This is a genomic window from Pedobacter terrae (genome assembly GCF_036946585.1).
GTDB lineage: Bacteria > Bacteroidota > Bacteroidia > Sphingobacteriales > Sphingobacteriaceae > Pedobacter > Pedobacter terrae_C.
The window spans coordinates 516,556-542,163 of record NZ_JAQIIV010000001.1 but is presented as its reverse complement, the minus strand read 5'-3'; the positions used below and the strand labels follow the sequence as shown (position 1 = coordinate 542,163).

Genomic DNA, 25,608 nt, shown 5'->3' with positions numbered 1-25,608 from the left:
AATCCTAAGTCCAAAAGTCGGGATTGCAAATCCCGACTAAATTCAGCTATTCCATGTGTTGGTCCGGATTTGTAATCCGGATCTATAGTTCTCTAGATTTGTAATCTGGTTAAGGTAAATTACTAAAAAAAATAATCCAGCTGGTATTGTACTAACAAACTTAATATCCTGACTATTTTATTTTACAAATATGATCTTAAATAGTGCTTAAGTTTTTATCTTTATATAATTAACCAATATGAAATCTACATCAAAAAACAATTGTTATGAAAAAGCTTATTCAATTATTCCTGTTTTGTACAGTGCTGGCTGTATTACCTTTGCAAAATACCAAGGCTGAAGTTAATGCCAGGAAATTTTTTAGCATCGGTTTAAATTTAAATAATGGAACTGGCGATAACGGATCCATCTACTTATACGGACCTACGCCTGTTAGTGCCTATTTTGGTCCAGGTGCAAGTTCATATGGCCCGTTGACAGCTGGCACCTATACGGTTATTATTTACACTGCAGCGCCAGGTTCACGCACTTTTAGATTTAATGGGCAAGCCATCACCACCAGCTCGGGGAGCGCGACATTTAATAACGTTACCATTACTTCTACAGCTTTCGCTTCTGTTAATTAAATAAATATATTTCCAAACAGAGGCTGTATCATATTTGTATTTTACCTCTAATTTGTCACATTGAGCCTGTCGAAACGTCCTTAAAATATTTAAAAGGTCCGACGACAAGCTCAAGATGACGATATTCTAACATTATCTAATTACAAACTATCCCCTAAGCAAATACTTTTTAAACCCATCGAAATCTACACCTAACTGATCAGCATGTTTAGGTTTGCTTTCTAAAGTTTTAACCTGTGCGGGAATCTCTATTTTTGCAGCAATTTCTGTAGGAAAGATATCAGGGAATTTACAGGCATGTGCTGTTGATAAGAAAACAGCTGCACTATTATCTGTGGGATTTTCATTTCGGTATTTTTCGATGGCCAGATAAGCAATTGCGGTGTGTGGACAAGCCACGTAATTTAATTTTTTATCTATTTCTTTGATTCCCTCAAGCGTTTCATCATCAGTAAAACGGTAAGAAGTAACCACTTTTTTAACCTCTTCCACATCCTGATCAAAAAGATCCATAATGCGGACCCAGTTGCTTGGCGCACCAACATCCATAGCGTTTGAATAGGTTTGGGTTGAAGGCCTGGTTTCATAAATGCCACTTTCTAAAAAACGTGGCACCGTATCATTAACATTGGTAGCCGCAATAAATTGTTTAACAGGCAAGCCAAGCTTATATGCCAATAAGCCAGCGCCAATATTTCCAAAGTTTCCGCTCGGAACAGAAAATACCACATCTTTAAATCCGTGCTTCTTAAGCTGGGCATAAGTGTTGAAATAGTAAAATGTTTGTGGAATCAATCGGGAGATATTAATCGAATTTGCAGAAGTTAGCCTGAATTTCGCATTCAGTTCATCATCAGCAAAAGCCTGTTTTACTAAAGCCTGGCAATCATCAAATGTCCCCTTTACTTCAACGGCCCTGATATTTTTACCATTGGTAGTCAATTGTAACTCCTGAATTGGGCTTACTTTTCCTTCCGGATAAAGGATGGTCACCCTGGTATTAGGTACGCCTAAGAATCCCAAAGCTACCGCGCCGCCGGTATCACCTGAAGTGGCGACCAAAACATCCAAGAGCTGTTCGCCATCTTTCAAGAAATAAGCCATTACACGGCTCATAAAACGGGCACCAAAATCTTTAAATGCTAAAGATGGGCCATGGAAGAGCTCCAAAACAAAGGTTTTATCATCTAATTGAACAGCCGGTGCATCAAAATTGATGGCATCATCAATTAAAGCCTTTAAATCTTCAGCAGGAATCTCCTCTTTTAATAACGTTGAAGCTACTTGGTAAGCAATTTCAGGTAAAGAGTATTGTTCAATATTTTGAATGAATCCCGCATCAAGCTTTGGCACTTCAACAGGCATATATAAGCCTTTATCCTGTGGCATGCTATTAAAAACGGCTTCTTTAAAAGAAACACGTAAGTCTTTATTATTGGTTGAGTATAGTTCCATTTTAGGGTGTAGGGTTTAGGGTGTAAGGTTTAGGGTTAAAACGCTGAATTTGTATTCCATACGCCTTAAACCTTTTACCTTACACCTTATTCACATTACTCTAGGTCCTTCGGCATTAACCGGAGAAACAAAAGCTTTGCTGTTAATATTTATTTTATGTAAATGTTGTTGCTGCGATTTGGTGATTATTCTGGCTGTTTCTTCGTTTTGGGTTAAAGCAAAAACAGATGGGCCTGAACCTGAAATCCCGAAACCAATGGCGCCGTTTTCTGTCGCTAGTTTTCTCATTTCTTCAAAACCAGGAATCAGGATCGAGCGTGTTGGTTCTACCAGAACATCTTGCATGCTTCTCCCAATCAGGTCGAAATCGTTCATAAATAGTCCACTTACCAAACCTGCAACATTTCCCCACTGCGTAACCGCATCTTTTAATGCCACCTTACTGCGGATCATTTGGCGGGCATCTTTAGTCGGCACATCAACTTCCGGGTAAACAATTGCAGCGTACATGCCTGCAGGAGTAGGTAATGAGATTACATCCAATGGTTCGTAACTTCTTACCAGTACAAAACCGCCTAACAAAGCTGGCGCAACGTTATCGGCATGACCATAACCGCAGGCCAGTTCCTCACCTTTCATGGCAAAAGGAACGAGTTCCTTAGCCGTCAATAAATCGCCCATTAATTTGTTAATGGCAAATAAACCGGCTACGGTACTGGCAGAGCTTGAACCTAAGCCACTGCCGATAGGCATTTTTTTGTGCAGTTCAATTTCTACGCCTACATCTAAACGGTTGATGTGTTTTAAATAATGCTGAACACTGGCACTTACGGTGTTTTTTGCTGCATCTAAAGGCAAACGGCCATCATCGCCGGTAATTTTTTTGATCACCACACCGGGCGTATCGGTGAATCGCATTTCAACTTCGTCACCAGGTTCGTTTACGGCGAAACCAAGAACATCGAAACCGCAAACTACATTTGCAACGGTTGCCGGAGCGAAAACTTTTATACTATTTTTCATTATTTCTGTATCAAGTGCCTTTGTAATATCAAGAATAAAACCTGTATTTAAGGGCTTTCTTTTTTATTTGCTTTAGTTTATCTGCTCAGAGTACCTACGTTAATGATGTCAGCAAAAACACCAGCTGCCGTTACTTCGGCGCCAGCACCAGGGCCTTTTACCACCAATGGACGTGTTTTGTAACGATCTGTGGTAAAAGAGATAATATTATCACTTCCCGAGAGCATATAAAAAGGATGACTATCATCCACCATCTGCAGGCTGATTTCTACGTTTCCATCTTCCAGCTTACCGATATAACGTAAAACCTTTCCTTCGCTCGCGGCGGTATTTTTTAAATTTTCGAAGTAAGCAGCATTGGCTTGTAATTCTGAATAAAAATCTTCAACAGATGCTGCATTTAAGCAGGCATCAGGCAAAATATTGTCGATTTTCACATCACTGGCTTCTAGTGGATAACCTGCATCGCGGGCAAGGATCAACATTTTACGCATAAAGTCTTTTCCATTTAAGTCGTCGCGGGGATCTGGTTCAGTATAACCCAGTTCCTGTGCTTCCTTTACCGTTTCGTAAAATCCAGCCTCATCTTTAAAGTTATTAAAGATGTAAGAAATCGTTCCTGATAAAATAGCTTCAATTCGGGCGACTTTATCGCCACTCATCATCAGCTCGCGGAGTGTACGGATAATCGGTAAACCCGCACCAACATTAGTTTCGTAATAAAAATCAACGCCAAATTTACGGGCAGTCTCTTTGAATGATTTATACTGTGCATAATCTGCTGAGTTTCCTTTTTTGTTACAGGTTACCACTGAAATGCTGCTTTCGAATATGCCCTGATAAAATTCAATAGGCTGTTCAGCAGCAGTGTTATCTACAAAAACACAGTTGGGTAGGTTTAAGGCTTTCATTTTGGTAACAAAACCTGCTAAATCTGCTTGTTCGCCAGCTGTATTCAATTCTGTTTCCCAATTTTCCAAAGAAAGTCCATCAGCATTGAATATCATTTTGCGTGTATTGCTAATACCTGTTACCTTCACTTGCAGATCGTTATTGGCTGCAAGAAAAGGCATCTGCTCTTTTAACTGGTTAAACAAGGTTTGGCCTATATTTCCAGTGCCTAAACAAAAAACATTTAATGTCCTTTTCAGGTCCGTAAAAAAGGCATCATGCACTGCATTTACAGCTTTTGATAGGTCAGCTGCACTGATAATTACAGAGATGTTATATTCCGAAGAACCCTGGGCGATTGCCCTTACGTTGATCCCATTACGGCCTAGAGCGCTGAACAGGCGTCCGCTCATTCCTGGGGTGCGTTTCATGTTTTCGCCAACAATGGCCAAAACAGCCAGGTTATTTTCAACTTCCGGTAACTCCAGTTTTTTAGCATCCAGTTCCAGCTCAAATTCTTTTTTGATCAGGGAAATGGCCTGCGAAGCATCTGTTGGTTTAACAGCAAAAGTAATACTATGTTCTGATGAAGATTGCGTAATCAGTACCACATTAATCTGTTCGCGTGAAAGCAGTGAAAATAGTCTCCCGCTAAAGCCTGCTTTACCTACCATACCGCTTCCGGTAAGGTTGATGATGCTAATATGATCAATGGAAGAAATTCCTTTGATAGGTAAATTTGATGTTTTTACATCGCTTTTGATGTAGGTTCCCGCGAAATCAGGCTGGAAAGTGTTTTTGATCACAATCGGAATCTTTTTCATAAAAGCCGGGATCATGGTTGGTGGATAAATTACTTTCGCACCAAAGTAGCTCAGTTCCATGGCTTCGGTATAGCTCAATTCTGGTAAGGAGAAAGCCTTTTTAACGATGCGCGGATCAGCAGTCATCATGCCATTTACATCAGTCCATATTTCTATTTCTGCTGCATTCAATGCTGCACCCCAAACCGCTGCAGTATAATCAGAGCCGCCACGGCCCAGCGTAGTAACCCTACCAGCGGCGTTGCTGGCGATAAAACCAGTTACAAAAAGTACTTTGTTTTTATTTTCCTGATAAAAGTTGTTGATCAGCAGTTCTGTTAGTTCAGTATCAACCTTTGCCTGCCCAAAGTTACTGTCTGTTTTAATCAGTTCAGCACCATTTACATAAAGTGAATCGCCAATATTTTGCGAAGCAATATGGCTGATCATAAAGGTAGAACAGCGTTCACCATAACTCAAAATCTGATCTTTGGTTTGTAAACTTAGTTCTCGCAGATTGGTCACGGCTTGTAGCAGATCTTCTAGCTCGTTAAAAAAGATTTTCAAACGGGTAAACACTGGGTTTTGTGCTGCCGCAGGCAAAAGCGCGCGGATTACAGCAAAGTGTTTAGACTCAATCTCTTTTAAATGCGAGTCATAATCTTCACCCCTTTCAGCCATTTCGGCCATGTCGGTAAGCAAATTGGTTACACCACTCATTGCCGATAATACAACTACCGGACTATTCTTCAGTTTTTCTTCGCCAACCAGGCGTAAAAGCGTTTTAATGTTCTCGGCCGAACCTACGGATGTGCCGCCGAATTTGAGTACTTTCATTGTTTATATATGGTTTAACTGTTTGTTGCTGCATTCAACTTTGTTTAAAATGCTCGTTTGTGCAGTTTCATTCAGCATGGGTTTAAAAAAAAAGCGTCCCGATTTTCATCGGGACGCTCTCTGTGTTTTATATTTTTTCAATTTACAACAAATTAGCCCCGCTGGTTTATACCGGTGGTAATAATAATCGTTGTAATAATTGAAGTATTAAAATTCATCTTGTCTTTGTGTACTTTGTACACCGTAAAGTAGAAGATTATTTTTTTAAAATGCAAATGTTTTTTGATTTTTATTTCCAAATTCCTATTAAAACGTTTAAGCAAATGAAATAGCTGCATTTTTTGAACCCGAAACCAAATCATTCCGCTCTTGAACAGTACCAGCAGGGCAAGGAGGTTGATCTGTATTTTTTTGAAAAGATGTTCCAGCGGCTTTTTGGATAGGACAGCCCTGCTAACCGCTATAATCCCGATGGTAATGCTGTTTTATCGTTTGTACAATCGGGAGCTACCGCTTTTATCAGGTTTATTTCACGCAGGCTTGTGCTGCTATTTAAGTTTCTTGCCTTTCCAGCGTCTAATTATCCCCTCCTTTTTGCAAGGGGGTGCCCATAGGGCGGGGTGGTTTGATCATTAAATTTTAATCATTAGAAAATATGCTGCAGTAATGCTTCTATCCGTGCAGCCCTGCTAACCGCTATATTCCCGATGGTAGTGCTGTTTTATTGTTTTTGCGATCGGGAGCTGCCGCTTTTATCAGGTTCAATCCATGCGGGCTGATGTTGCTATTTAAGCGGCTTGCCTTTCCAGTGTCTAATTATTCCTCCTCGCAGAGTCTGCTCCAATTCTTTTCAGAGGTGCTAGTAGTGTAAGTAATGAATTGATGTTTAATCGAAAAAGAATAACTTCTTCAATCCATTATAGGTGTGTATCTTCATAAGAATTTAAACGTACTAAAACCATTTATTAAATTTTACTTAGTGTATATTTTTAAATTTTTTTATATTTAAAATTGTGATTTAATTGCCTTTATATCAATTAATTAAATAATAGTGTATTTACTACAATATGTAAAAAATTACGTTTTAAAACTCGTTTTTGTGCACAATAAGTTTTTACCTTTGCCTCACTAACTAACTTATTGTTATGAGCAAAAAGAAACTGCAAACGCCAGATTTAAGCTATGTAAATCTAGGCGATAACATTGCTGTAAAGTACCAATTATCTCCAGAGGAATTAATTGATGAAGCCTTATTAAATGAAGAAGGTATGTTGGCCGCTTCAGGGGCACTTGCGGTTGATACCGGAAAGTTTACCGGACGTTCTCCAAAAGATCGTTTTATTGTATGCGACGACATCACCGAAGATCAGGTTTGGTGGGGAGATGTGAACATTAAAATTTCTCCTGAAAAATTCGATCAGCTATTTTATAAGCTAGCCAGTTACCTTGAGAATAAGAAGATCTATGTCCGCGATTCTTCCGCGTGTGCACATCCAGATTATTCAATATCCATCAGGGTCATTACCGAAACAGCCTATCAGAATCTTTTTGCCCATCATTTGTTTATTCGACCGGATGAAGATCATTTAGGGAGAGTACCAGAATGGACCATCCTTGCGGCACCAGGCTTCTTTGCCGATCCGGAATTAGATGGAACCCGACAGCAAAACTTTTCTATCATCAATTTCACCAAAAAAATGATTTTGATTGGCGGAACTGGTTATACAGGTGAGATAAAAAAAGGAATTTTTTCTGTCCTAAATTTTATTTTACCCGTATATCATAACACTTTATCCATGCATTGCTCGGCAAATAGAGGTAGAGATGGCGATACGGCTATATTTTTCGGCCTGTCGGGAACAGGAAAAACTACGCTTTCAGCTGATCCGGAAAGAGGATTGATTGGCGATGACGAACATGGCTGGGGCGAAGATTCGGTATTTAATTTTGAAGGCGGTTGTTATGCAAAATGTGTAGATTTAAGCGAAGAGAAGGAACCTCAGATTTTTAAAGCAGTTAAATCAGGAGCACTATTGGAGAATGTTAATTTTTTTCCCGGTACACAGCAGGTTGATTATAGTGATATCAGTAAAACGGAGAACACCCGCGTAGCCTATCCAATAGATTATATCGATAATGCCATCTTACCTTCAATAGGAGCTGTTCCAAAAAATATCTTTTTCTTAACAGCAGATGCATTTGGTGTATTACCTCCCATTTCAAAGTTAAATGTAGAACAGGCCATGTTCCACTTTATGAGCGGTTATACTGCAAAGGTAGCTGGAACAGAAACCGGAGTAACAGCGCCGCAATTAACTTTTTCGGCTTGCTTTGGTAAGGCTTTTCTACCATTGCACCCCTCAAAATATGCTGCATTATTGGGCGAGAAGATGGAAAAACACCAGGTAAACGTATGGTTAGTGAATACCGGTTGGAGCGGAGGCCCTTATGGCGTTGGCGAAAGGATGAAATTAACGTATACCAGGGCAATGGTTTCTGCAGCTTTAGATGGTAGATTAGGTCATAATAGATATAAACAACACCATGTGTTTAAACTGATGATGCCATTAAGTTGTCCTGGGGTGCCAAATGAAATTTTAGATCCAGCTAAAACATGGGACAATCAGGAAGAATACTTTTTAAAAGCCTATGAACTACTAAATGCTTTTACAGAGAATTTTAAGCAGTTCGACCTGACAAAAGTGCCAAAAAGCGGTCACATGACGTTAAAATTATGTTAAATGTGCTTTAAAATGCATTTTTTGAACGAAAAATTTGCAATTCGATTTTTTTTTAGTTTTTATTGTGAAAGAATTGCCTCGGCTGGGGCAATTTTTTTGTTATACACCGTGTTGATTTAGCGGAACAAAATTCTAGGTAACGATTTAATTGCTTATTGATTTATTAATTTGTAATTTAAAATCAATTTATAAATTTGTTTTTCGCAACAATTTCGGATATGAAACGTTGAGTGTAGTACAAAAAGAACAAACAGCTAAAATTAAAAACAAGAACTAAAACTAAAAATTCAAAAAAAAATGGCAAACGCACCAAAACCAGCAACTGTTAAAAAAGAGAGCTCTTCTAGTGCTTCAAATGTTTTCGCAACATTAGTTATTCCTATTTGTATCATTATCGGATTCGTGATTTGGAAATATGTATTAGGAGATCCGTCAAACTTTATCGATAACAACAACGAAAACTTACCATTACCAAACAACTATCCAGGTACAGCTTACAAAGGTGGTCCTATTGTTGCCGTTTTGATCGGTTTATTATTAACAACAATCGTTTTCTCTATCGAGCGTTTAATTGTTATTGGTAAAGCTAGTGGTAAATCAAGCTTAGATTCTTTCATCATTAAAGTAAAAGGTTTATTAAATGCAGGTAATATAGAAGCAGCTAAAGCTGAATGCGATAAACAACAAGGTTCAGTTGCTAATGTAATTAAATCTGGTTTAAAAAAATACAGTGAAGTTGAAGCTGATACCAATATGGATGTTGAGCAATCTATCGTTGCTATCCAAAAAGAAGTTGAAGAAGCTACCGCTTTAGAAATGCCAATGTTAGAGCAAAACTTAACTATCATTGCTACGTTGGTATCAATCGGTACTTTGATCGGTTTATTGGGTACAGTAACAGGTATGATTCGTGCATTCGCCGGTTTAGCTAACTCTGGTGCTCCAGATCAGGCAGCATTAGCGGTAGGTATCTCTGAGGCCTTGATCAATACCATGACAGGTATCTCGGTATCAACTTTGGCGATCATCATGTACAACATCTTAACATCTAAAATTGATAAGTTAACTTACGCAATCGATGAGGCTGGTTTCAGCATCGTTCAAACATACGCTAGTTCGCATAAATAAGAATTTTGAAAAAATTTTTACCGGCTTTATGGAAAACCGGAAAAAAGATCATCATTATTAAAACTAGTAAAAAAAATTATGCCTAGAATTAAAGTAAAAAGGACAAGTACAGTAACAGACATGACCGCAATGTGCGATGTGGCGGCATTGTTACTTACGTTCTTCATTTTAACTGCTACGGCAAGACAACCAGAACCCCTAGCTGTTTCTACACCTTCATCTACATATGAATTTAAGGTGCCAGTAGAAAACAATGCAATATTAACCATTGGCCAGGGAAAAGTTTTCTTTGAAGTAGCAGGACCAAAAGTGAGAGAAAAAACATTGCAGCTAATGGGCGAACAATATGGTGTAAAATTTACACCTGAAGAAACGGTTAGATTCTCAGGAATCGGAAGTTTTGGTGTTCCTATTCAAAGCTTAAAGCAGTTAATTGCGATGAATGCGGGCGACCGTATGAAACCAGGTATTCAGCCGGGTATCCCTACTGATTCAACCGACAACCAGTTAAACGCTTGGGTGCTGAACGCACGTAAGGCTACAAAAGAGATCAACAATCAGGATATGCGTATCAGTATCAAAGGCGATGCTAAAGAAGAGTATCCGGTTGTGAAAAAGGTTATTGATGTACTTCAGAAACAAAGTGTAAACAAATTTTTGTTGGTAACTAATTCTGAAGCTAAAAAGAAGAAATAAGAAATGGCAGAATTAAACACGGGCGGGAAGAAAGCCACGCCAAGGGTTGATATGACCCCAATGGTGGATCTAATGTTTCTTTTGGTAACTTTCTTTATCTTAACAACAGTAATCTCTACGCCACAAGCGATGGATATTGCAAAGCCGGATAAAAACGAGAAGTTGCCTGAAAATAGATTAGAGCTGAAAGCGAGTAAAACGATGACCATTTTATTGGGTAAAAACAATAAGTTAGCTTGGTACATGGGAGTAGCTGGTGAAAGCGCGCCAACAATCGAATCAGCTTCGCAAATTGAAGATGCTATTGTTAAAAACAGGAAAGTAGCTGATGCTTCTGGCGTTGCAGGCGACTTTGTTGTTCTAGTAAAACCAACATCAGGTTCTACCTTTCAGAACTTTGTTGATATTATGGATGAGTTGGAAATTCTCAAGGTAAAAGTTCGTCAGATCGATGATGATAATATCATGCCTATCGAGAAACAGTTCATGAAAGAACAAGGAATTTTATAATCAAATAAAACCAATTTTATGTCGAAGTTAGATATATTCAGAAAAGAATGGCTCGAAGTGGTTTTTGAAGATAAAAACAAAAGCTATGGTGCTTACCAATTGCGTAAAACCAATGGTGCTAACACTACAAGAGCCTTAATTATTGGATCTATTATCTTCCTTATTTTATTTTTCTCTCCAAAGATCTATAGCCTTATCAAAGGCTCAATGGATCAGCAGGAAGAGCAGGTAAAAGCACAGGAAGTGATTTTAGCTCCACCACCTCCGGTAAACCCGGAAACACCTCCACCGCCACCGGTAGAGCCACCGCCACCAAAGGTTGACCAGGTAAAAATGCCACCTCCAATTGTAAAACCTGATATCGAGGTTCGTGATGAACCACCTACGGTTGAAAAATTGAAGGAAGCTGATCCAGGTCAGAGAGATATCAAAGGTGATCCAACGGCAGAGATTAATATCGCTGAACCGGTAGGAGAAGGACCAAAAAGAGAAGCTGCTGTTGCGGTTGATGACAACAAAGTTTACGACTTTGTGAGTATCGAGAAGCAACCAGAATTTCCGGGAGGTATCTCTAAATTTTATGCCTACTTAGGTAAAGCAATAAAATACCCGCCAATGGCACAAGAAAACAACGTTCAGGGTAAAGTATTTTTATCTTTCGTTGTTGAAAAAGATGGTAAATTAACTGATATCACAGTTACCCGTGGTTTGGGTAGCGGAACTGATGAAGAAGCCATCCGTGTATTGAAAGCGAGTCCACGTTGGAACCCAGGTATCCAAAATGGTAAGCCGGTAAGGGTAAAATATAACATCAACGTTAACTTTACATTGAACTAATCGTAAATGTTAAATTTCGATATCTTTAAGCAAAAATCGCCTAAACAGCGGTTTTTGCTCATTTTAGGCCTTATCATGTTCATCTTTTACGTGATACTGGGTGTTGCATTTATATTTTATAAACCTATTGCACTCCGTTTAAGTGCTATTCCGGAATGGGGACGCATCACGATTGGGATATTCCTCATTATTTATGCTTTTGTAAGACTTTTAAGCCTTGGTAGGCGCGATTAATCATTTAATGAAAAAAATCCTTTTAATATTTTGTGTACTGACTTTGTTGTTATCCTGCAAACGTAAGAATAAGGCGGTTGTTGTTAAAGAAACCAGAACAAGTGGTACGTTAAAAATATTGGTTGATGAAAGTGTCGGGCCGATTGTTCAGGATCAGATCAATATTTTTAGCTTGGATTATCCTGACGCCAAATTTCAGGCTACAGTTAAACCTGAAGAAAGGTTGTTACCTGCGTTTTTGAATGATAGCATAAGGGTAATTGTTTTGCCAAGATTATTAACCAAGGCAGAGGAAAAATATTACAATCAACGTCAAATTAAAATCAACACTTCGCGTTTCGCCATTGATGGCATTGCTTTAATTACCAATAGGGGCAATATAGACAGTACAATCAACGTTAAAGAAGTAATTGACATCTTACAGGGTAAAAAATCAGATAAAAAATTGGTCTTTGATAACGCTTATTCAAGTACCTTTCAGTATTTTAAAACGTTGGCCAATATCAGTCAATTTCCTGCTTCAGGTGTTTACTCAAAAAATTCTAGCAGAGAAGTAATTAAACTTATTGCAGAAGATAAAAATTTTATTGGTATTTTGGGCGTGAATTGGATCACGGGCAAAAACGCAGAGATGAACGAATATCTTTCCAAGATAAGAGTATTGGGAGTGAAGAATGTAAAAGGCAAGGTGGGAGATGACCAGTTCTATAAACCAACTCAAGATAACTTGATTAATGGTGTCTATCCTTTCTTAAGAAATATAAACATTATTGATTGCGAGGGAAGAGATGGTTTAGGCACAGGATTTGCAACATGGTTAAGAAGTCAGAGGGGACAATTGATTGTACTTAAATCTGGACTTGGCCCACATAAACTAATGCCAAGACAGATTAACCTGACCAAAGGAAATTAAAATAAAAGTTATAAATTGAACCACGAAGTAATCCAAGGAGACACTTCATTTGTATTAAATAAATAGAACAGAATATCAGATGGAACTTGTATGATAAGCAAGTTTCATGACCATTAAAAAAACAAGAAAGAACTATGAAAATTTTAAAGAAAGCAATAACCTTAAATGTAGGTTTGGTGTTGATGGGTTCTGCAGTTTTTGCTCAAAATTTAAATGACGCGAAAAAAGCCATCGACGCGGAGCAATATCAAAAAGCGTCATCAATGCTTAAATCATTGGTGAGTTCAAAAGCTTCAGATGGTGAAAATTATTACAATCTTGGTTTGGTTTACTTGAAAACCGGTTATATAGATTCAGCTAGGGCCGTATTTAATAAAGGTATTACTGCTGATCCAAAAAACAACTTAAACTTAATTGGTTTGGGTGAAGCAGATCTATTATCCAATGATCCAACATCTGCAAAGACTAATTTTGATAAAGCTGTAGCATTAGCTCCTAAAGATTACAAAACTTATTTGTATATCGGTAAAGCTTATTTAGCCCAGGATAAACCAAGTGATGATGTGTCAAAACCTGACTTTACCAATGCGTTAGCTAATATTACGAAGGCCGATGAGTTGGACGCTAAAGATAAAGATGCTGAAGTTTTCTTGGCTCAAGGTGATGCTTATGCCTTACAAAAGAAAAACTCTGAAGCACTAGGCCCATACATGCGTGTGAATGATGTTGATCCGAACAACAGAAGAGCTAAAACGCAGATTGGTAAAATGTATAAAGAATCAAGGGCTTTTCCTGAAGGAGAGAAAGAATTGCAAGATGTAATTGCAGCTGATCCAAATTATGGTCCTGCTTACCGTGAGTTAGGTGAGTTATACTTACAGTGGAGTAGCTTTGGTGTGGATAAAGAAAAAGCAGCAAAAGCGATAGAGAATTATAAGAAATACATGGATTTAACTGACAAATCTTTGGAATCTCAATTGCGTTATGCCCAGTTCTTATTTTATGCAAAAGATTATAAAGCATTAGAGCAAGTGGCTTCCTCATTACAGGTTCCTGCAAATGACCCTAAAGGTAATGTTGTTGCCAGGATGAAAGGTTGGGCAGCTTATGAAAATGGTAACTACCCTCAGGCATTAACCAGTTTGACTGAATTTTTTGCCAAAGAAAAAGATAAATCAAAAATTTTAGGTAATGATTACCTTTATTTAGGTAAAGCTCAGTTAAAAGCTGGACAGGATAGTTTAGGTGTAAATAACATTATTGAAGCAGCTAAAATCGATTCAACTAATGCCGATGCCTTAGCTGAAGCAGGTTTAGCGCTATATAAAGCTAAAAAATATGGTAAAGCTGCCGAAATTTATACTTTAGCAACTAAATATAATCCAAATGGAAAAGGTTCGTTAACCAATTACTACTATATTGGTCAAACTAGGTTCTTGGAAGGTTATTTTGCACAAAGAGATAAAAAACCTTTAAATACTGCTGCATTAGTTGAAGCTGATTCAGCGTTGAGTCACTTAAATAAAGTTTCTCCTGAATTCGCATTGGGTTATTTTACCAGGGCTAGGATTGCCAATCTTTTAGATGATAAGGCAAATCCAAAATATGCTTCAATTCCATTGTTTGAAAAGTATATTAGCTTAGTTAAACCAGAAGAACAGGCTGCCAATAAAACAAACCTTGTAGAGGCTTATGATTATCTTGGTGCGTACTATGCTGATAAAGACAAAGCTAAAGCGATCGACTTTTTAAATAAAAGTATAGCGCTAGATCCTCAAGGCCCTTTTGCGTCAGCAAAACTTAAAGAATTGCAATCACCTGCTGCGGCTTCAAAAGCCAAAGGTAAAGGCAAATAATTTTAAAGTTAAATAATTTAGAAAAGGCAGAGTTTGGTTACTCTGCCTTTTTCTTTTACTTTTGCATCACAAAATAAAAATTATGCAAGCGCAAAGTTCAGCTATAGATTTTTTACCAATTATATTTCAAGTAATTGTTGCTTTAGGTTTTGTGGTAACTACGTTGGTTGCTACCCACTTTTTAGGGCCAAAACGCAAAACCAGTGATAAGTTAGAAACTTTTGAAGCAGGTGTAAAATCGATTGGTAATGCCCGTCAGCCTTTTTCTATCAAATATTTTGTTGTGGCAATCCTATTTGTACTGTTTGATGTGGAAGTTATATTTATGTATCCATGGGCAGTTAATTTCCGTGCCTTAAGAATGGATGGAATGATTGAGATGTTCATTTTTATGGGAACATTATTGCTTGGGTTTATCTATGTAATTAAAAAGAAAGTTTTAGACTGGAACTAGTCATTTGGAGGTTGTCAGTTCACAATTAGTAAGTAATGGTTCTTGGTTTAGTAACTGTAAACCGAAATGTGCCAACTGAAAACTGAATGTGTATTGCTTACACTAACCAATGGCAGTTTCTTTTATTTAGAAAGGTTCTAAATCAAGTAAAGCTCGCTTTTTTGCCTTTAAAATATTGTAAATTTGTTGCTCATTCTTTAAAGGGATGAGCATTTTTTGTTTATAAACATGAGTGAAATTAATATAGTTGATGCGCCTCCAGGAACCGAAGGGCCTGGCTATTTTGCCACCTCTTTAGATAAGGTAATTGGTTTGGCCCGTTCGAATTCATTATGGCCTCTACCTTTCGCAACTTCTTGTTGTGGAATCGAATTTATGGCAACCATGGGTTCTCACTATGATTTAGGTCGTTTTGGTGCCGAACGCTTAAGCTTCTCTCCTCGCCAGGCCGATGTTTTAATGGTTATGGGTACCATTGCTAAAAAAATGGCTCCGGTATTAAAACAGGTTTATATCCAAATGGCAGAGCCACGTTGGGTAATGGCAGTTGGTGCCTGCGCAAGCAGTGGCGGTATCTTCGATACTTATTCTGTATTGCAAGGCATTGATGAAGTAATTCCGGTGGATGTTTACGTGCCAGGATGCCCGCCAAGACCAGAAGCTATTTTAGATGGTTTCCAACGTATTCAGGATTTAGTGAAGAACGAATCGGGAAGAAGAAGAAATTCTGATTATTACAAAGAACTTTTAGGTCAATACGGCATTAAATAATGGAAGAAACGACGCTAAATAACAATATACACGTTAAGCTGACCGAAAAGTTTGGCGAAAAAGTTACGGCAGTTTCTGAACCTTATGGTTTATTAACTTTTGTAACTTATAAAGATGTTATCGTAAATGTGCTTTCACATCTTAAAGAAGAATTAAAATTCAATTTCCTTACTGATATCACAGCGGTTCATTATCCTGGTAAAGATCACGGTATTGCGGTAGTTTACCATTTGCATAATATGGTTGAAAAAGTAAGGATTAGGATAAAAGTATTTATTTCAGAGCAGAACCCTACCATCCCAACAGCAACGACGATATGGAAAGGTGCCAACTGGATGGAGCGTGAAACTTACGATCTGTTCGGGGTTAAATTTGAAGGTCACCCAGATTTACGCCGTATTTTAAATATGGATGATTTAGGTGTTCACCCGATGCTGAAACAATATCCTTTGGAAGATCCGAACAGGGTAGATAAAAAAGATGAATTTTTTGGAAGGTAAATTATGAATCATAACCATCCGGTATTTACAGATAACGACCCGCAAAGTGAGCTGGTAACCCTAAATTTAGGTCCAACACACCCTGCAACCCACGGCGTTTTTCAAAATGTTTTGCAGTTAGACGGCGAACGTATTGTAAGCGGTGTTTCTACTATTGGGTACATACACCGTGCTTTCGAAAAGATTGCCGAGCATCGCCCGTTTTATCAGATCACACCACTTACCGATCGTTTAAATTATTGCTCTTCGCCTATTAACAATATGGGTTGGCACATGACGGTGGAGAAGTTGTTAAATATTCAGATGCCGAAACGTGTAGATTATCTTCGGGTAATCATCATGGAGCTTTCGCGCATTGCCGATCACATTATCTGTAACACGATTATTGGTCAGGATACAGGAGCTACCACCACGTTCTTATACCTTTTCCAGTTCCGTGAGCATATCTACGAAATCTTTGAAGAAGTATGTGGTGCGCGTTTAACAACGAACATTGGACGCATAGGTGGCTTTGAAAGAGATTTCAATGATATCGCCTTTGCCAAAATCGATAAGTTTTTAAAAGAATTCCCTAAAGCATTAAAAGAATTTGAAAATCTGTTGACACGTAACCGTATTTTTATTGATAGAACGGCTGGCGTTGCAGAAGTAAGTAAAGAAACTGCTTTAGAATATAGCTGGACGGGTCCATTATTACGTGCAACTGGCGTAGATTATGATGTTCGTGTAAGCGATCCGTATTCTTCCTATCAGGATTTCGATTTTGAAGTACCGGTTGGTACCAGTGGAGATATTTATGATAGGTATTTGGTACGCAATGAAGAGATGTGGCAAAGTGTCCGCATTATCGAACAGGCAATTGTGAAGCTAAAAACAGAACCAAAAGGTATTTTCCACGCCGATGTTCCTGAATTTTACCTTCCTCCGAAGCAAGAAGTTTACAACAATATGGAAGCATTAATCTACCACTTTAAAATTGTGATGGGTGAAATTGATGCACCAAAAGCAGAGGTTTATCACGCTGTAGAGGGCGGAAATGGTGAATTGGGATTTTATCTGATTAACGATGGAGGTCGCACACCATACCGTTTACACTTCCGCAGACCAAGTTTTATAAACTACCAGATGTTTGCACCAATGAGTGAAGGCATGTTATTGTCTGACGCTATTATCAACATGAGTAGTATGAATATTATTGCAGGAGAATTAGATGCTTAAAGTAGAAGAACAAACACCTGTAGTGTTTTCATCAGAATTGCTGGCCAAATTTGATGAAGTAAAAAGCCGTTATCCAGAAGGAAAACAAAAATCAGCCTTATTGCCATTATTACATTTGGTACAAGCTGAGTTTCTGTGGGTGCCTACTTCAGCCATGGATCAGGTTGCTGAGTATTTAAACATTCAGCCGATTGAAGTTTACGAGGTAGCTACATTTTATACCATGTACTTTTTAAAACCACAAGGTAAATATGCCTTAGAGGTTTGCCGTACTGGCCCTTGTTGCCTGGTTGGTGCCGAAAAAATATTAAGTCACCTGGAAAACAAGTTGGGTGTTAAAGAAGGTGAAGTTACTTCCGATGGTTTATTCAGCTTTAGAGGAGTTGAATGTTTAGCCGCCTGTGGCTACGGACCGGTATTGCAAATTAGCCCGGAATATACTTTCTACGAAAACTTAACTACCGAGAGTGTAGATAAATTGATTGAAGATTTGAAAAATAAGTCCTAAGTCGAGAGTCTTAAGTCATGAGTCGATTTGATTCAGGACTATGGACTACAGACTACAGACTATAGACTAATAAAAATGTCTCGAAAACTGTTACTTGAGCATATAAACGTACCAGGCATCAATACACTTGAGGTCTATCGCCAGAAAGGCGGGTACCGTGCTGTGGAAAAAGCCCTGAAAACCTTAACACCGGAGGAAATTGTTGAAGAGGTTAAAAAATCGGGTTTGCGCGGTCGCGGAGGTGCAGGTTTCCCAACCGGGATGAAGTGGAGCTTTTTGGCTAAACCAGAAGGTGTTGCACGTTATTTGGTGTGTAATGCAGATGAATCTGAACCAGGAACTTTTAAAGACCGTTATTTGATGACTTACATTCCTCACGCTTTAATTGAGGGAATGATTGTGTCAAGTTTCGCATTGGGTGCAAAGGTTTCTTATATCTATGTGCGCGGCGAGATGATGCCGCAGATCCGCATTTTAGAAAAAGCAATTGCTGAAGCTAAAGCTGCCGGATGGTTGGGGAAAAACATTTTAGGAACGGGTTACGATTTAGAATTATATGTTCAACCTGGCGGTGGTGCTTACATTTGCGGCGAAGAAACTGCTTTGTTAGAATCACTGGAAGGAAAAAGAGGTAATCCACGTATCAAACCACCGTTTCCAGCCATTGCAGGTTTGTATGGTTGCCCTACTGTGGTAAATAATGTTGAATCTATTGCTGCAGTAGCGCCAATTATCAATGATGGTGGCGATGAATATGCCAAAATCGGTATCGGTAGAAGTACAGGTACAAAATTAATATCAGCGTCTGGTAATTTGGTAAAACCAGGTGTTTATGAAATAGAATTAGGTTTGCCCGTAGAAGAATTTATTTACTCTGATGAATATTGTGGCGGTATTGCCAATGGCAAACGCCTTAAAGCAACAGTTGCAGGTGGTTCTTCTGTACCAGTTTTACCAGCTAACCTCACTTTAAAATTAGCTAACGGCGAACCTCGTTTAATGAGCTACGAATCATTATCAGAAGGAGGATTTGCAACTGGAACCATGTTAGGTTCAGGTGGTTTTATCGCTTTTGATGAAGATCAGTGTATTGTTCGTAACACCTGGAATTTCTCCCGTTTTTATCACCATGAAAGTTGTGGACAATGTTCTCCTTGCCGGGAAGGTACAGGATGGATGGAGAAAGTATTGCACAAGATTGAACATGGCCATGGAACCATGGAAGATGTGGATCTATTATGGGATATCCAACGCAAAATTGAGGGAAATACCATTTGTCCGTTGGGTGATGCAGCAGCCTGGCCGGTTGCCAGTGCAATCCGTCATTTCAGGGATGAATTTGAATGGCACATTAAAGAACCGGTAAAAAGCCAGAGCCTGAATTACGGTATCGCAAATTATGCAACACCGATTGAAAAAGCTCCGGTAGCGGAAGAGAAATAAAGACGTGTCACAGAATGTGATACCTTGGATAACAACCGGCCGCAATTTGCGACCAGTTTAATATTTGATTTAACGATAAGATCACAGTTTGTTATTTTAGAAAATAAACTTGTAAATGCCGAAAGAAGAGATATCAATAATTCCTAATGAGATAATTGTAAACAAAATTTATCTTTTTAGAGGAGTTAAGGTGATGCTAGATTCTGATTTAGCAGAACTCTTTGGTGTTGAAACTAAGCGATTAAAAGAACAGGTTCGAAGAAACATAGAAAGATTTCCTGAACATTTTATGTTCGAATTAACAAAAGAAGAAAATGAAGTCTTAAGGTCGCAAATTGCGACCTTAGAACAAGGTAAGTATTCAAAGTATCTTCCTTTTGCATTTAGCGAACATGGTATTTTGCAACTATCAAATGTTTTAAAAAGTAAACAGGCAGTAGAAGTAAGTATTAAAATTATTGATGTGTTTGTACAACTTAGGACAATGGTTTTAAGTAATGCTGAGATAAGATTAGAAGTAGAAAAGATAAAAAAGAAGATAGATAATCAGGATAAGAATATTGAAGTGATCTTTAGATATTTTGATGAATTACTAGCGCAACAACAACAGCCAAGGAAAGAAATTGGTTATAAAATCTCGAAAGAGAAATAATATAATAGAATTGGTTCGTGGGGACACGAACCAGGGTGAGATAAAGAAATAAAAAGAATATCATTAACCATGAGTGAAAAAGTTAAGGTTACGATAGATGGGATAATAGTAGAGGTTGATAATGGAACAACCATTCTGAATGCTGCAAGGCAAATCGGAGGGGATATTGTTCCGCCGGCCATGTGCTATTATTCTAAATTACAAGGCAGTGGCGGTAAATGCCGTACCTGCATTGTAAAGGTGACTAAAGGTTCGGAGAAAGATCCACGCCCTATGCCTAAATTGGTGGCTTCCTGCCGTACCACAGTAATGGATGGGATGGAGGTGCTTAACATCACTTCACCAGAAGTTTTGGAAGCACGTGCGGGTGTGGTAGAGATTTTGTTGATTAATCACCCTTTAGATTGCCCTGTTTGTGATCAGGCAGGCGAATGTGACCTCCAGAATTTGGGCTACGAACACGGTTTGCAAAAAACACGTTATGAGTTTGAGCGCCGTACTTTCGAGCGTATTGATATTGGCGACAAGATCCAATTGCACATGAACCGTTGCATTTTATGCTACCGTTGTGTTTTTACTGCAGATCAGATTACCAATAAACGTGTTCATGGTATCTTAAACCGCGGCGACCATTCAGAAATTTCTACTTATATCCAGCAGGCTGTTGACAACGATTTCTCAGGAAACGTAATTGATGTTTGCCCTGTTGGTGCTTTAACCGATAAAACTTTCCGTTTCAAAAACCGTGTTTGGTTTACCAAGCCTGTTGATGCACACCGTGATTGCGATCATGAAAAATGTAGTGGCAAAGTAACGCTTTGGTATAAAGGAGCAGATGTGTTACGTGTTACTGCCCGTAAAGATCAGTTTGGGGAAGTAGAGGACTTTATTTGCAATACTTGCCGCTTTGATAAAAAAGCAACTGCTGATTGGGTAATTGAACGTCCAACCCACATTGATGATACTTCGGTAATTGCATCTAACCACTACGAAACATTAAAACCTTTGCATGTAATTCAGCCAAATGAGGCTTTACAGGCTGCAAATGAAATTGAATTACATAAAACAGTTAAATACTAATGGATAGCGCTTTTGTTATAGAAAAATTTATCCTGGTAGCTGTAATTTTCGGCATCAGTTTAGTTATTGCCATGTATTCTACGTATGCAGAACGTAAAGTTGCTGCATATTTACAAGATCGGTTAGGTCCGGACAGAGCTGGGCCCTTTGGTATTTTACAACCACTGGCAGATGGTGTTAAAATGTTTATGAAGGAGGAGATTATTCCAACCACATCAAACAGATTTTTATTTATCGCCGGACCAGGCTTGGCGCTGCTTTGTGCTTGTATCGGTACGGCCGTTATCCCGTGGGGAAGCCCTGTTTTAATTGCAGGTAAAACTGTTTCCTTGCAGGTTTCGGACATCAACGTTGGTGTGCTGTACATTTTTGGAGTAGTATCATTAGGTGTTTATGGTGTAATGATTGGGGGATGGGCCTCAAACAACAAATATTCTTTGCTGAGTGCGATCCGTGCAGCTTCTCAGAATATCAGTTATGAAATTGCAATGGGATTATCGATCATCGCTTTGCTTTTAATGACCAATACATTAAGCTTAAAAGAGATTGTTGCTCAGCAGCATGGATTAAACTGGAACGTTTGGTACCAGCCACTTGGATTTTTAATCTTTATGGTTTGCTCTTTTGCAGAAACCAACCGTGCACCTTTCGATTTACCAGAATGTGAAACGGAGTTAATTGGTGGTTACCATACAGAGTATTCATCAATGAAATTAGGTTTTTACCTTTTTGCAGAATATATCAACATGTTCGTATCATCGGCAGTAATGGCAGCCTTATATTGGGGTGGTTATAACTATCCTGGTATGGATTACGTTGCGGCACATTTAGGCCCAACCTGGGCACCGCTTGTTGGTACAGCTGTTTTCTTTGGAAAAATAGTCATGTTCATCTTTTTCTTTATGTGGGTACGTTGGACAATCCCTCGTTTCCGTTATGACCAATTGATGAATTTAGGTTGGAAAGGTTTAATACCTTTGGCAATCGCCAATATTATAATAACAGGTGTTGTGATTGCGATTATTGAGAAGTTTTAATTATGGAATCATTAAGTAATAAGAAAAAAGTACTGGAGCAAAAGCCTTTGAGCTTTATGGAACGCATGTACCTGCCGGCAATTGCAAAGGGCATGGGCATCACCATCAGTCACTTATTTAAAAAAGAGGCTACAGTAAGATATCCTGAAGTAGAACGCGAATTCTCGACTAACTTTAGGGGAATGCATTCGCTAAAACGCGATGAGAATGGTAAAGAACGCTGTACTGCTTGTGGCCTGTGTGCTTTATCTTGTCCGGCTGAAGCCATTACCATGATTGCCGCTGAACGTAAGCCCGAAGAAAAACATTTATACCGCGAAGAAAAATATGCAGCTACTTACGAAATTAATATGTTGCGTTGCATTTTCTGTGGATTATGTGAAGAAGCTTGCCCTAAAGAGGCCATTTATTTAGATGGCCCGATTGTACCTGCTGATTATTTACGTAAGGATTTCATTTACGGAAAAGATAAGCTGGTGGAGGCGCCATTGGAAATGAAAAAATAAAGTATGCTTCGTGAGTACACGAACAATATAACTAAGATAATCGTCATGCTGAATTTATTTCAGCATCTCCTTTAAAGACCCTGAAATAAATTCAGGGTGACGAAAACAAATAAAATAAATAACAATTAATGAGTACACAAGTATTCTATTTCGTAGCCACGTTAAGTATTGTCTTTTCGCTGCTGGTGATTTTTGCAAAAAATCCGATCCACAGTGTACTGTACTTAATCCTTACCTTTTTTACTTTCACCGTTCACTATGTACTTCTAAATGCACAGTTTTTAGCAGTAGTAAACTTTATTGTTTACATGGGGGCAATTATGGTACTTTTCTTATTTGTACTGATGTTGCTTAACCTGAATAAGGAAACGGAGCCAAGTAAATCACCGCTGATTAAAATCGTTGGCGTTATTGCCGGTGGTTGTTTGGTGGTTACCTTAATCGGTTCTTTAAAATCAGCCAGTATTGCAAGTCCGCTAATTTTAAAAGATCCTGGATTAGGATTGGTAGAAAATTTAGGCAAGGAGCTTTTTGGTCCGTTCTTATTGCCATTTGAATTATCATCTCTATTACTATTGGCAGCAATGGTTGGAGCTGTTTTATTATCTAAAAGAGATGAGGTAGAAGCATAATGGAAAATTTAACATCACAACTTCAGGGCGTTCCGCTAAATCACTACATCTATTTAAGCGCCATTATTTTTTCTATTGGCGTAATCGGTGTACTTACCCGTAGAAATGCAATCGTAATCTTTATGTCGGTTGAGCTGATGCTTAATGCTGTTAACTTGCTGTTAACCGCTTTTTCTGTGCATAGCAACGATCCATCCGGACAGGTTTTCGTATTTTTTATTATGGCCCTGGCCGCTGCAGAAGTTGCAGTAGGTTTAGCCATTATCGTAATGGTTTACAGAAATACGAAATCGATAGATATTAATGTTTTAAATCGCCTTAAGTGGTAAATATATAATAAGAATGACAATAGAACAATTGATTTGGTTGGTTCCGTTACTTCCTTTCTTAGGGTTTGTAATTAATGGACTGGGCAGAAACTCTTTATCTAAAGGACTTGTTGGTATTATCGGTAGCGGGGTAATTCTAGCCTCCTTTGTTATCAGTTTAGTTATTTTCTTTAGTTTACAAGGCGACACACAAAAATCTCACGAAGTATTTTTATTTGATTGGATCAGCGCAGGTGCATTACACATTCCACTATCTTTCCTGGTCGACCCTTTAAGCTCGATCATGCTTTTGATCATCACCGGAATCGGTTTTCTGATCCACTTATATTCCACCAGCTATATGCACGATGATGCAGGCTTCGGTAAGTTTTTTGCTTATTTAAACCTGTTTGTATTTTTCATGCTCTTGTTGGTATTGGGCTCCAACTACATTGTCATGTTTATAGGTTGGGAAGGAGTTGGGTTATGTTCTTACCTGCTAATCGGGTTCTGGTACACCAATAGTGCATATGCATCAGCTGCTAAAAAAGCTTTTGTAATGAACCGTATTGGCGATTTAGGTTTTCTTTTAGGCGTGTTTTTAGTATTCACTACTTTTGGAAGTGTAGAATTTGCCAAGGTTTTCACTCAGGCAGCTAATATGTTGCCTGGTAACGATACTTTAGTTTTAATTACGATTTTGTTATTTATCGGCGCCTGCGGTAAATCGGCTCAATTGCCGTTGTTTACCTGGTTACCTGATGCAATGGCCGGACCTACGCCGGTTTCAGCTTTAATCCACGCTGCAACGATGGTAACGGCAGGTATTTATATGATTGCACGCTCTAGTGTATTGTTTGATTTAGCACCGCTTACTCAACATATTATTGCTATTGTAGGCGCAGCAACGGCGTTAGTGGCTGCCATTATTGCTTTAACGCAGACTGATATTAAAAAGGTATTGGCTTACTCTACCGTATCGCAATTGGGATATATGTTTTTAGGTTTGGGCGTTGGTGCTTATACGGGTTCATTCTTCCACGTACTAACACACGCATTCTTCAAAGCATTGTTATTTTTGGGTGCCGGTTCTGTAATTCATGCCATGCACCACGAACAAGATATGCGCCATATGGGGGGCTTGAGAAAGAGACTTCCGGTTACTTTTTTAACCATGATGATCGGTACTATTGCCATTGCAGGTTTACCACCATTCTCTGGTTTCTTTTCAAAAGATGAAATTTTGGCGCATGCTTTCCAGACTAGTCCGATACTTTGGGGAGTTGGTGTTTTAACAGCATTCTTAACGGCATTTTATATGTTCAGGATGATGTTTTTGACCTTCTCCGGAAAATACCGCGGAACGCATCATGAAGAAAGTCATGTACACGAATCGCCGACAGCGATGACCTTGCCTCTAATTATTTTAGCTGTTCTTGCTGCAATTGGTGGATTAATTAATCTTCCTCATGTTTTTGGTGGAAATGAATGGTTGGCTCTTTGGTTATCGGGCGCTGGTGTTGCGCAGCATGAGCTGGAATTAAGCCATTCAACTGAATATTCTTTAATGGCCGTTTCGGTAGCGGTGGCTGTAGTGGCTTTATTGTATGCTTACACCAGGTACGTTAAAGGTGCACGGGTTCCTGTTGCTGATGAAGCACCGCGTTCACCATTGGCAAAACTATCGTACAACAAATTCTATTTAGATGAAATCTATGATTTCATCATTACAAAACCTTTAGATGCATTATCGAAATTCTTTTACAGGATTATCGATAACAAATTTATTGATGGAATTGTAAATGGGTTAGGATGGAGCACTAATGAGGCCAGTAAAGATATCCGTTTGTTACAAAGTGGAAACGTGGGTTTCTATATATTTATGATGGTATTCGGTATCGTCGCATTGCTATTGTATACATTTTTCTACATATAAAAAGGGTTCAAAA

Annotated in this window: 25 protein-coding genes; 22 read left to right on the top strand and 3 right to left on the bottom strand. The window is 38.6% G+C overall.

From position 1 onward, the window contains the following. The first annotated feature begins 266 nt into the window (after positions 1-266). Positions 267-626: a hypothetical protein gene (locus PGN18_RS02330; protein ID WP_335317753.1), complete on the top strand. Its 360-nt coding sequence runs from the start codon at positions 267-269 to the stop codon at positions 624-626. A 147-nt stretch (positions 627-773) separates the two neighbouring features. Here the strand turns inward: PGN18_RS02330 and thrC are convergent, their stop codons facing one another. The 3 genes from thrC to thrA all read right to left on the bottom strand — a co-directional run bounded on the left by thrC (position 774) and on the right by thrA (position 5,635). Beyond that, positions 774-2,081, bottom strand: a complete 1,308-nt coding sequence (gene thrC, locus PGN18_RS02325) for a threonine synthase (protein WP_335317752.1) — start codon at positions 2,079-2,081, stop codon at positions 774-776. A gap of 90 nt (positions 2,082-2,171) precedes the next feature. Further along, on the bottom strand, positions 2,172-3,104 hold the full coding sequence (locus tag PGN18_RS02320; protein WP_335317751.1) for a homoserine kinase: 933 nt from the start codon (positions 3,102-3,104) through the stop codon (positions 2,172-2,174). A 77-nt stretch (positions 3,105-3,181) separates the two neighbouring features. Further along, positions 3,182-5,635, bottom strand: a complete 2,454-nt coding sequence (gene thrA / locus PGN18_RS02315; RefSeq protein ID WP_335317750.1) for a bifunctional aspartate kinase/homoserine dehydrogenase I — start codon at positions 5,633-5,635, stop codon at positions 3,182-3,184. Positions 5,636-6,780: 1,145 nt separating this feature from the next. Here thrA and pckA point away from each other — a divergent pair. The 21 genes from pckA to nuoL all read left to right on the top strand — a co-directional run bounded on the left by pckA (position 6,781) and on the right by nuoL (position 25,595). Beyond that, on the top strand, positions 6,781-8,376 hold the full coding sequence (gene pckA / locus PGN18_RS02310; RefSeq protein ID WP_335317749.1) for a phosphoenolpyruvate carboxykinase (ATP): 1,596 nt from the start codon (positions 6,781-6,783) through the stop codon (positions 8,374-8,376). Positions 8,377-8,673: 297 nt separating this feature from the next. Continuing rightward, positions 8,674-9,504, top strand: coding sequence for a MotA/TolQ/ExbB proton channel family protein (locus PGN18_RS02305; protein ID WP_293787500.1), 831 nt, complete (start codon positions 8,674-8,676; stop codon positions 9,502-9,504). A 78-nt stretch (positions 9,505-9,582) separates the two neighbouring features. After that, positions 9,583-10,200, top strand: coding sequence for a biopolymer transporter ExbD (locus tag PGN18_RS02300; RefSeq protein WP_293787502.1), 618 nt, complete (start codon positions 9,583-9,585; stop codon positions 10,198-10,200). A gap of 3 nt (positions 10,201-10,203) precedes the next feature. Further along, complete coding sequence (locus PGN18_RS02295; protein ID WP_335317748.1) at positions 10,204-10,710, top strand: ExbD/TolR family protein; 507 nt, start codon at positions 10,204-10,206, stop codon at positions 10,708-10,710. Between the two features lie 18 nt (positions 10,711-10,728). Then, entirely contained in the window at positions 10,729-11,547 is an 819-nt protein-coding gene (locus PGN18_RS02290; RefSeq protein ID WP_335317747.1) for an energy transducer TonB, read from the top strand. A gap of 6 nt (positions 11,548-11,553) precedes the next feature. Beyond that, on the top strand, positions 11,554-11,781 hold the full coding sequence (locus tag PGN18_RS02285) for a hypothetical protein (protein WP_335317746.1): 228 nt from the start codon (positions 11,554-11,556) through the stop codon (positions 11,779-11,781). A 7-nt stretch (positions 11,782-11,788) separates the two neighbouring features. Further along, the gene (locus PGN18_RS02280) at positions 11,789-12,694 is read left to right on the top strand and encodes a PstS family phosphate ABC transporter substrate-binding protein (RefSeq protein WP_335317745.1); all 906 of its coding nucleotides are present in this window, start codon (positions 11,789-11,791) and stop codon (positions 12,692-12,694) included. A gap of 134 nt (positions 12,695-12,828) precedes the next feature. After that, on the top strand, positions 12,829-14,550 hold the full coding sequence (locus PGN18_RS02275; protein ID WP_335317744.1) for a tetratricopeptide repeat protein: 1,722 nt from the start codon (positions 12,829-12,831) through the stop codon (positions 14,548-14,550). Between the two features lie 82 nt (positions 14,551-14,632). Beyond that, a complete protein-coding gene (locus PGN18_RS02270) occupies positions 14,633-15,004 on the top strand; it encodes an NADH-quinone oxidoreductase subunit A (protein ID WP_090504276.1) in 372 nt (123 codons plus the stop codon). A 228-nt stretch (positions 15,005-15,232) separates the two neighbouring features. After that, positions 15,233-15,775, top strand: a complete 543-nt coding sequence (locus PGN18_RS02265) for an NADH-quinone oxidoreductase subunit B (protein ID WP_039472971.1) — start codon at positions 15,233-15,235, stop codon at positions 15,773-15,775. After that, complete coding sequence (locus tag PGN18_RS02260; RefSeq protein ID WP_335317743.1) at positions 15,775-16,275, top strand: NADH-quinone oxidoreductase subunit C; 501 nt, start codon at positions 15,775-15,777, stop codon at positions 16,273-16,275. Before PGN18_RS02265 ends, PGN18_RS02260 begins: the two co-directional genes overlap by 1 nt. A gap of 3 nt (positions 16,276-16,278) precedes the next feature. Beyond that, positions 16,279-17,493 (top strand): NADH-quinone oxidoreductase subunit D, encoded by a 1,215-nt coding sequence (locus PGN18_RS02255; protein WP_335317742.1) that lies wholly within the window; start codon positions 16,279-16,281, stop codon positions 17,491-17,493. Beyond that, positions 17,486-18,001: an NADH-quinone oxidoreductase subunit NuoE family protein gene (locus PGN18_RS02250; protein WP_335317741.1), complete on the top strand. Its 516-nt coding sequence runs from the start codon at positions 17,486-17,488 to the stop codon at positions 17,999-18,001. The genes PGN18_RS02255 and PGN18_RS02250 overlap by 8 nt, the downstream gene beginning before the upstream one ends. A 75-nt stretch (positions 18,002-18,076) precedes the next feature. Further along, positions 18,077-19,444 (top strand): NADH-quinone oxidoreductase subunit NuoF, encoded by a 1,368-nt coding sequence (gene nuoF / locus PGN18_RS02245; protein ID WP_335317740.1) that lies wholly within the window; start codon positions 18,077-18,079, stop codon positions 19,442-19,444. Positions 19,445-19,559: 115 nt separating this feature from the next. Next, complete coding sequence (locus PGN18_RS02240) at positions 19,560-20,096, top strand: ORF6N domain-containing protein (RefSeq protein WP_335317739.1); 537 nt, start codon at positions 19,560-19,562, stop codon at positions 20,094-20,096. A gap of 69 nt (positions 20,097-20,165) precedes the next feature. Next, positions 20,166-21,176: a 2Fe-2S iron-sulfur cluster-binding protein gene (locus PGN18_RS02235; RefSeq protein ID WP_335317738.1), complete on the top strand. Its 1,011-nt coding sequence runs from the start codon at positions 20,166-20,168 to the stop codon at positions 21,174-21,176. After that, positions 21,176-22,213, top strand: a complete 1,038-nt coding sequence (nuoH, locus tag PGN18_RS02230) for an NADH-quinone oxidoreductase subunit NuoH (protein WP_335317737.1) — start codon at positions 21,176-21,178, stop codon at positions 22,211-22,213. Before PGN18_RS02235 ends, nuoH begins: the two co-directional genes overlap by 1 nt. A gap of 2 nt (positions 22,214-22,215) precedes the next feature. Continuing rightward, a complete protein-coding gene (locus PGN18_RS02225; RefSeq protein WP_090504254.1) occupies positions 22,216-22,719 on the top strand; it encodes a NuoI/complex I 23 kDa subunit family protein in 504 nt (167 codons plus the stop codon). 128 nt (positions 22,720-22,847) lie between these two features. Further along, positions 22,848-23,351, top strand: coding sequence for an NADH-quinone oxidoreductase subunit J family protein (locus tag PGN18_RS02220; protein WP_335317736.1), 504 nt, complete (start codon positions 22,848-22,850; stop codon positions 23,349-23,351). Next, positions 23,351-23,680, top strand: a complete 330-nt coding sequence (nuoK, locus tag PGN18_RS02215) for an NADH-quinone oxidoreductase subunit NuoK (RefSeq protein WP_055908793.1) — start codon at positions 23,351-23,353, stop codon at positions 23,678-23,680. Before PGN18_RS02220 ends, nuoK begins: the two co-directional genes overlap by 1 nt. Before the next feature lie 13 nt (positions 23,681-23,693). Then, entirely contained in the window at positions 23,694-25,595 is a 1,902-nt protein-coding gene (nuoL, locus tag PGN18_RS02210; RefSeq protein ID WP_442955332.1) for an NADH-quinone oxidoreductase subunit L, read from the top strand. Positions 25,596-25,608 lie beyond the last annotated feature (13 nt).

Bases quoted from the DNA above. Each gene is read 5' to 3' on its own strand.
- pckA (WP_335317749.1), top strand. From the start codon at position 6,781: ATGAGCAAAAAGAAACTGCAAACGCCAGATTTAAGCTATGTAAATCTA.
- nuoF (WP_335317740.1), top strand. From the start codon at position 18,077: ATGTCTCGAAAACTGTTACTTGAGCATATAAACGTACCAGGCATCAAT.
- nuoL (WP_442955332.1), top strand. From the start codon at position 23,694: ATGACAATAGAACAATTGATTTGGTTGGTTCCGTTACTTCCTTTCTTA.
- thrC (WP_335317752.1), bottom strand. From the start codon at position 2,081: ATGGAACTATACTCAACCAATAATAAAGACTTACGTGTTTCTTTTAAA.
- PGN18_RS02235 (WP_335317738.1), top strand. From the start codon at position 20,166: ATGAGTGAAAAAGTTAAGGTTACGATAGATGGGATAATAGTAGAGGTT.
- PGN18_RS02280 (WP_335317745.1), top strand. From the start codon at position 11,789: ATGAAAAAAATCCTTTTAATATTTTGTGTACTGACTTTGTTGTTATCC.
- PGN18_RS02305 (WP_293787500.1), top strand. From the start codon at position 8,674: ATGGCAAACGCACCAAAACCAGCAACTGTTAAAAAAGAGAGCTCTTCT.
- PGN18_RS02265 (WP_039472971.1), top strand. From the start codon at position 15,233: ATGAGTGAAATTAATATAGTTGATGCGCCTCCAGGAACCGAAGGGCCT.
- PGN18_RS02285 (WP_335317746.1), top strand. From the start codon at position 11,554: ATGTTAAATTTCGATATCTTTAAGCAAAAATCGCCTAAACAGCGGTTT.
- PGN18_RS02290 (WP_335317747.1), top strand. From the start codon at position 10,729: ATGTCGAAGTTAGATATATTCAGAAAAGAATGGCTCGAAGTGGTTTTT.
- nuoH (WP_335317737.1), top strand. From the start codon at position 21,176: ATGGATAGCGCTTTTGTTATAGAAAAATTTATCCTGGTAGCTGTAATT.
- PGN18_RS02225 (WP_090504254.1), top strand. From the start codon at position 22,216: ATGGAATCATTAAGTAATAAGAAAAAAGTACTGGAGCAAAAGCCTTTG.
- PGN18_RS02240 (WP_335317739.1), top strand. From the start codon at position 19,560: ATGCCGAAAGAAGAGATATCAATAATTCCTAATGAGATAATTGTAAAC.
- PGN18_RS02295 (WP_335317748.1), top strand. From the start codon at position 10,204: ATGGCAGAATTAAACACGGGCGGGAAGAAAGCCACGCCAAGGGTTGAT.
- PGN18_RS02275 (WP_335317744.1), top strand. From the start codon at position 12,829: ATGAAAATTTTAAAGAAAGCAATAACCTTAAATGTAGGTTTGGTGTTG.
- nuoK (WP_055908793.1), top strand. From the start codon at position 23,351: ATGGAAAATTTAACATCACAACTTCAGGGCGTTCCGCTAAATCACTAC.
- PGN18_RS02220 (WP_335317736.1), top strand. From the start codon at position 22,848: ATGAGTACACAAGTATTCTATTTCGTAGCCACGTTAAGTATTGTCTTT.
- PGN18_RS02330 (WP_335317753.1), top strand. From the start codon at position 267: ATGAAAAAGCTTATTCAATTATTCCTGTTTTGTACAGTGCTGGCTGTA.
- PGN18_RS02320 (WP_335317751.1), bottom strand. From the start codon at position 3,104: ATGAAAAATAGTATAAAAGTTTTCGCTCCGGCAACCGTTGCAAATGTA.
- PGN18_RS02255 (WP_335317742.1), top strand. From the start codon at position 16,279: ATGAATCATAACCATCCGGTATTTACAGATAACGACCCGCAAAGTGAG.
- PGN18_RS02250 (WP_335317741.1), top strand. From the start codon at position 17,486: ATGCTTAAAGTAGAAGAACAAACACCTGTAGTGTTTTCATCAGAATTG.
- PGN18_RS02260 (WP_335317743.1), top strand. From the start codon at position 15,775: ATGGAAGAAACGACGCTAAATAACAATATACACGTTAAGCTGACCGAA.
- PGN18_RS02270 (WP_090504276.1), top strand. From the start codon at position 14,633: ATGCAAGCGCAAAGTTCAGCTATAGATTTTTTACCAATTATATTTCAA.
- thrA (WP_335317750.1), bottom strand. From the start codon at position 5,635: ATGAAAGTACTCAAATTCGGCGGCACATCCGTAGGTTCGGCCGAGAAC.
- PGN18_RS02300 (WP_293787502.1), top strand. From the start codon at position 9,583: ATGCCTAGAATTAAAGTAAAAAGGACAAGTACAGTAACAGACATGACC.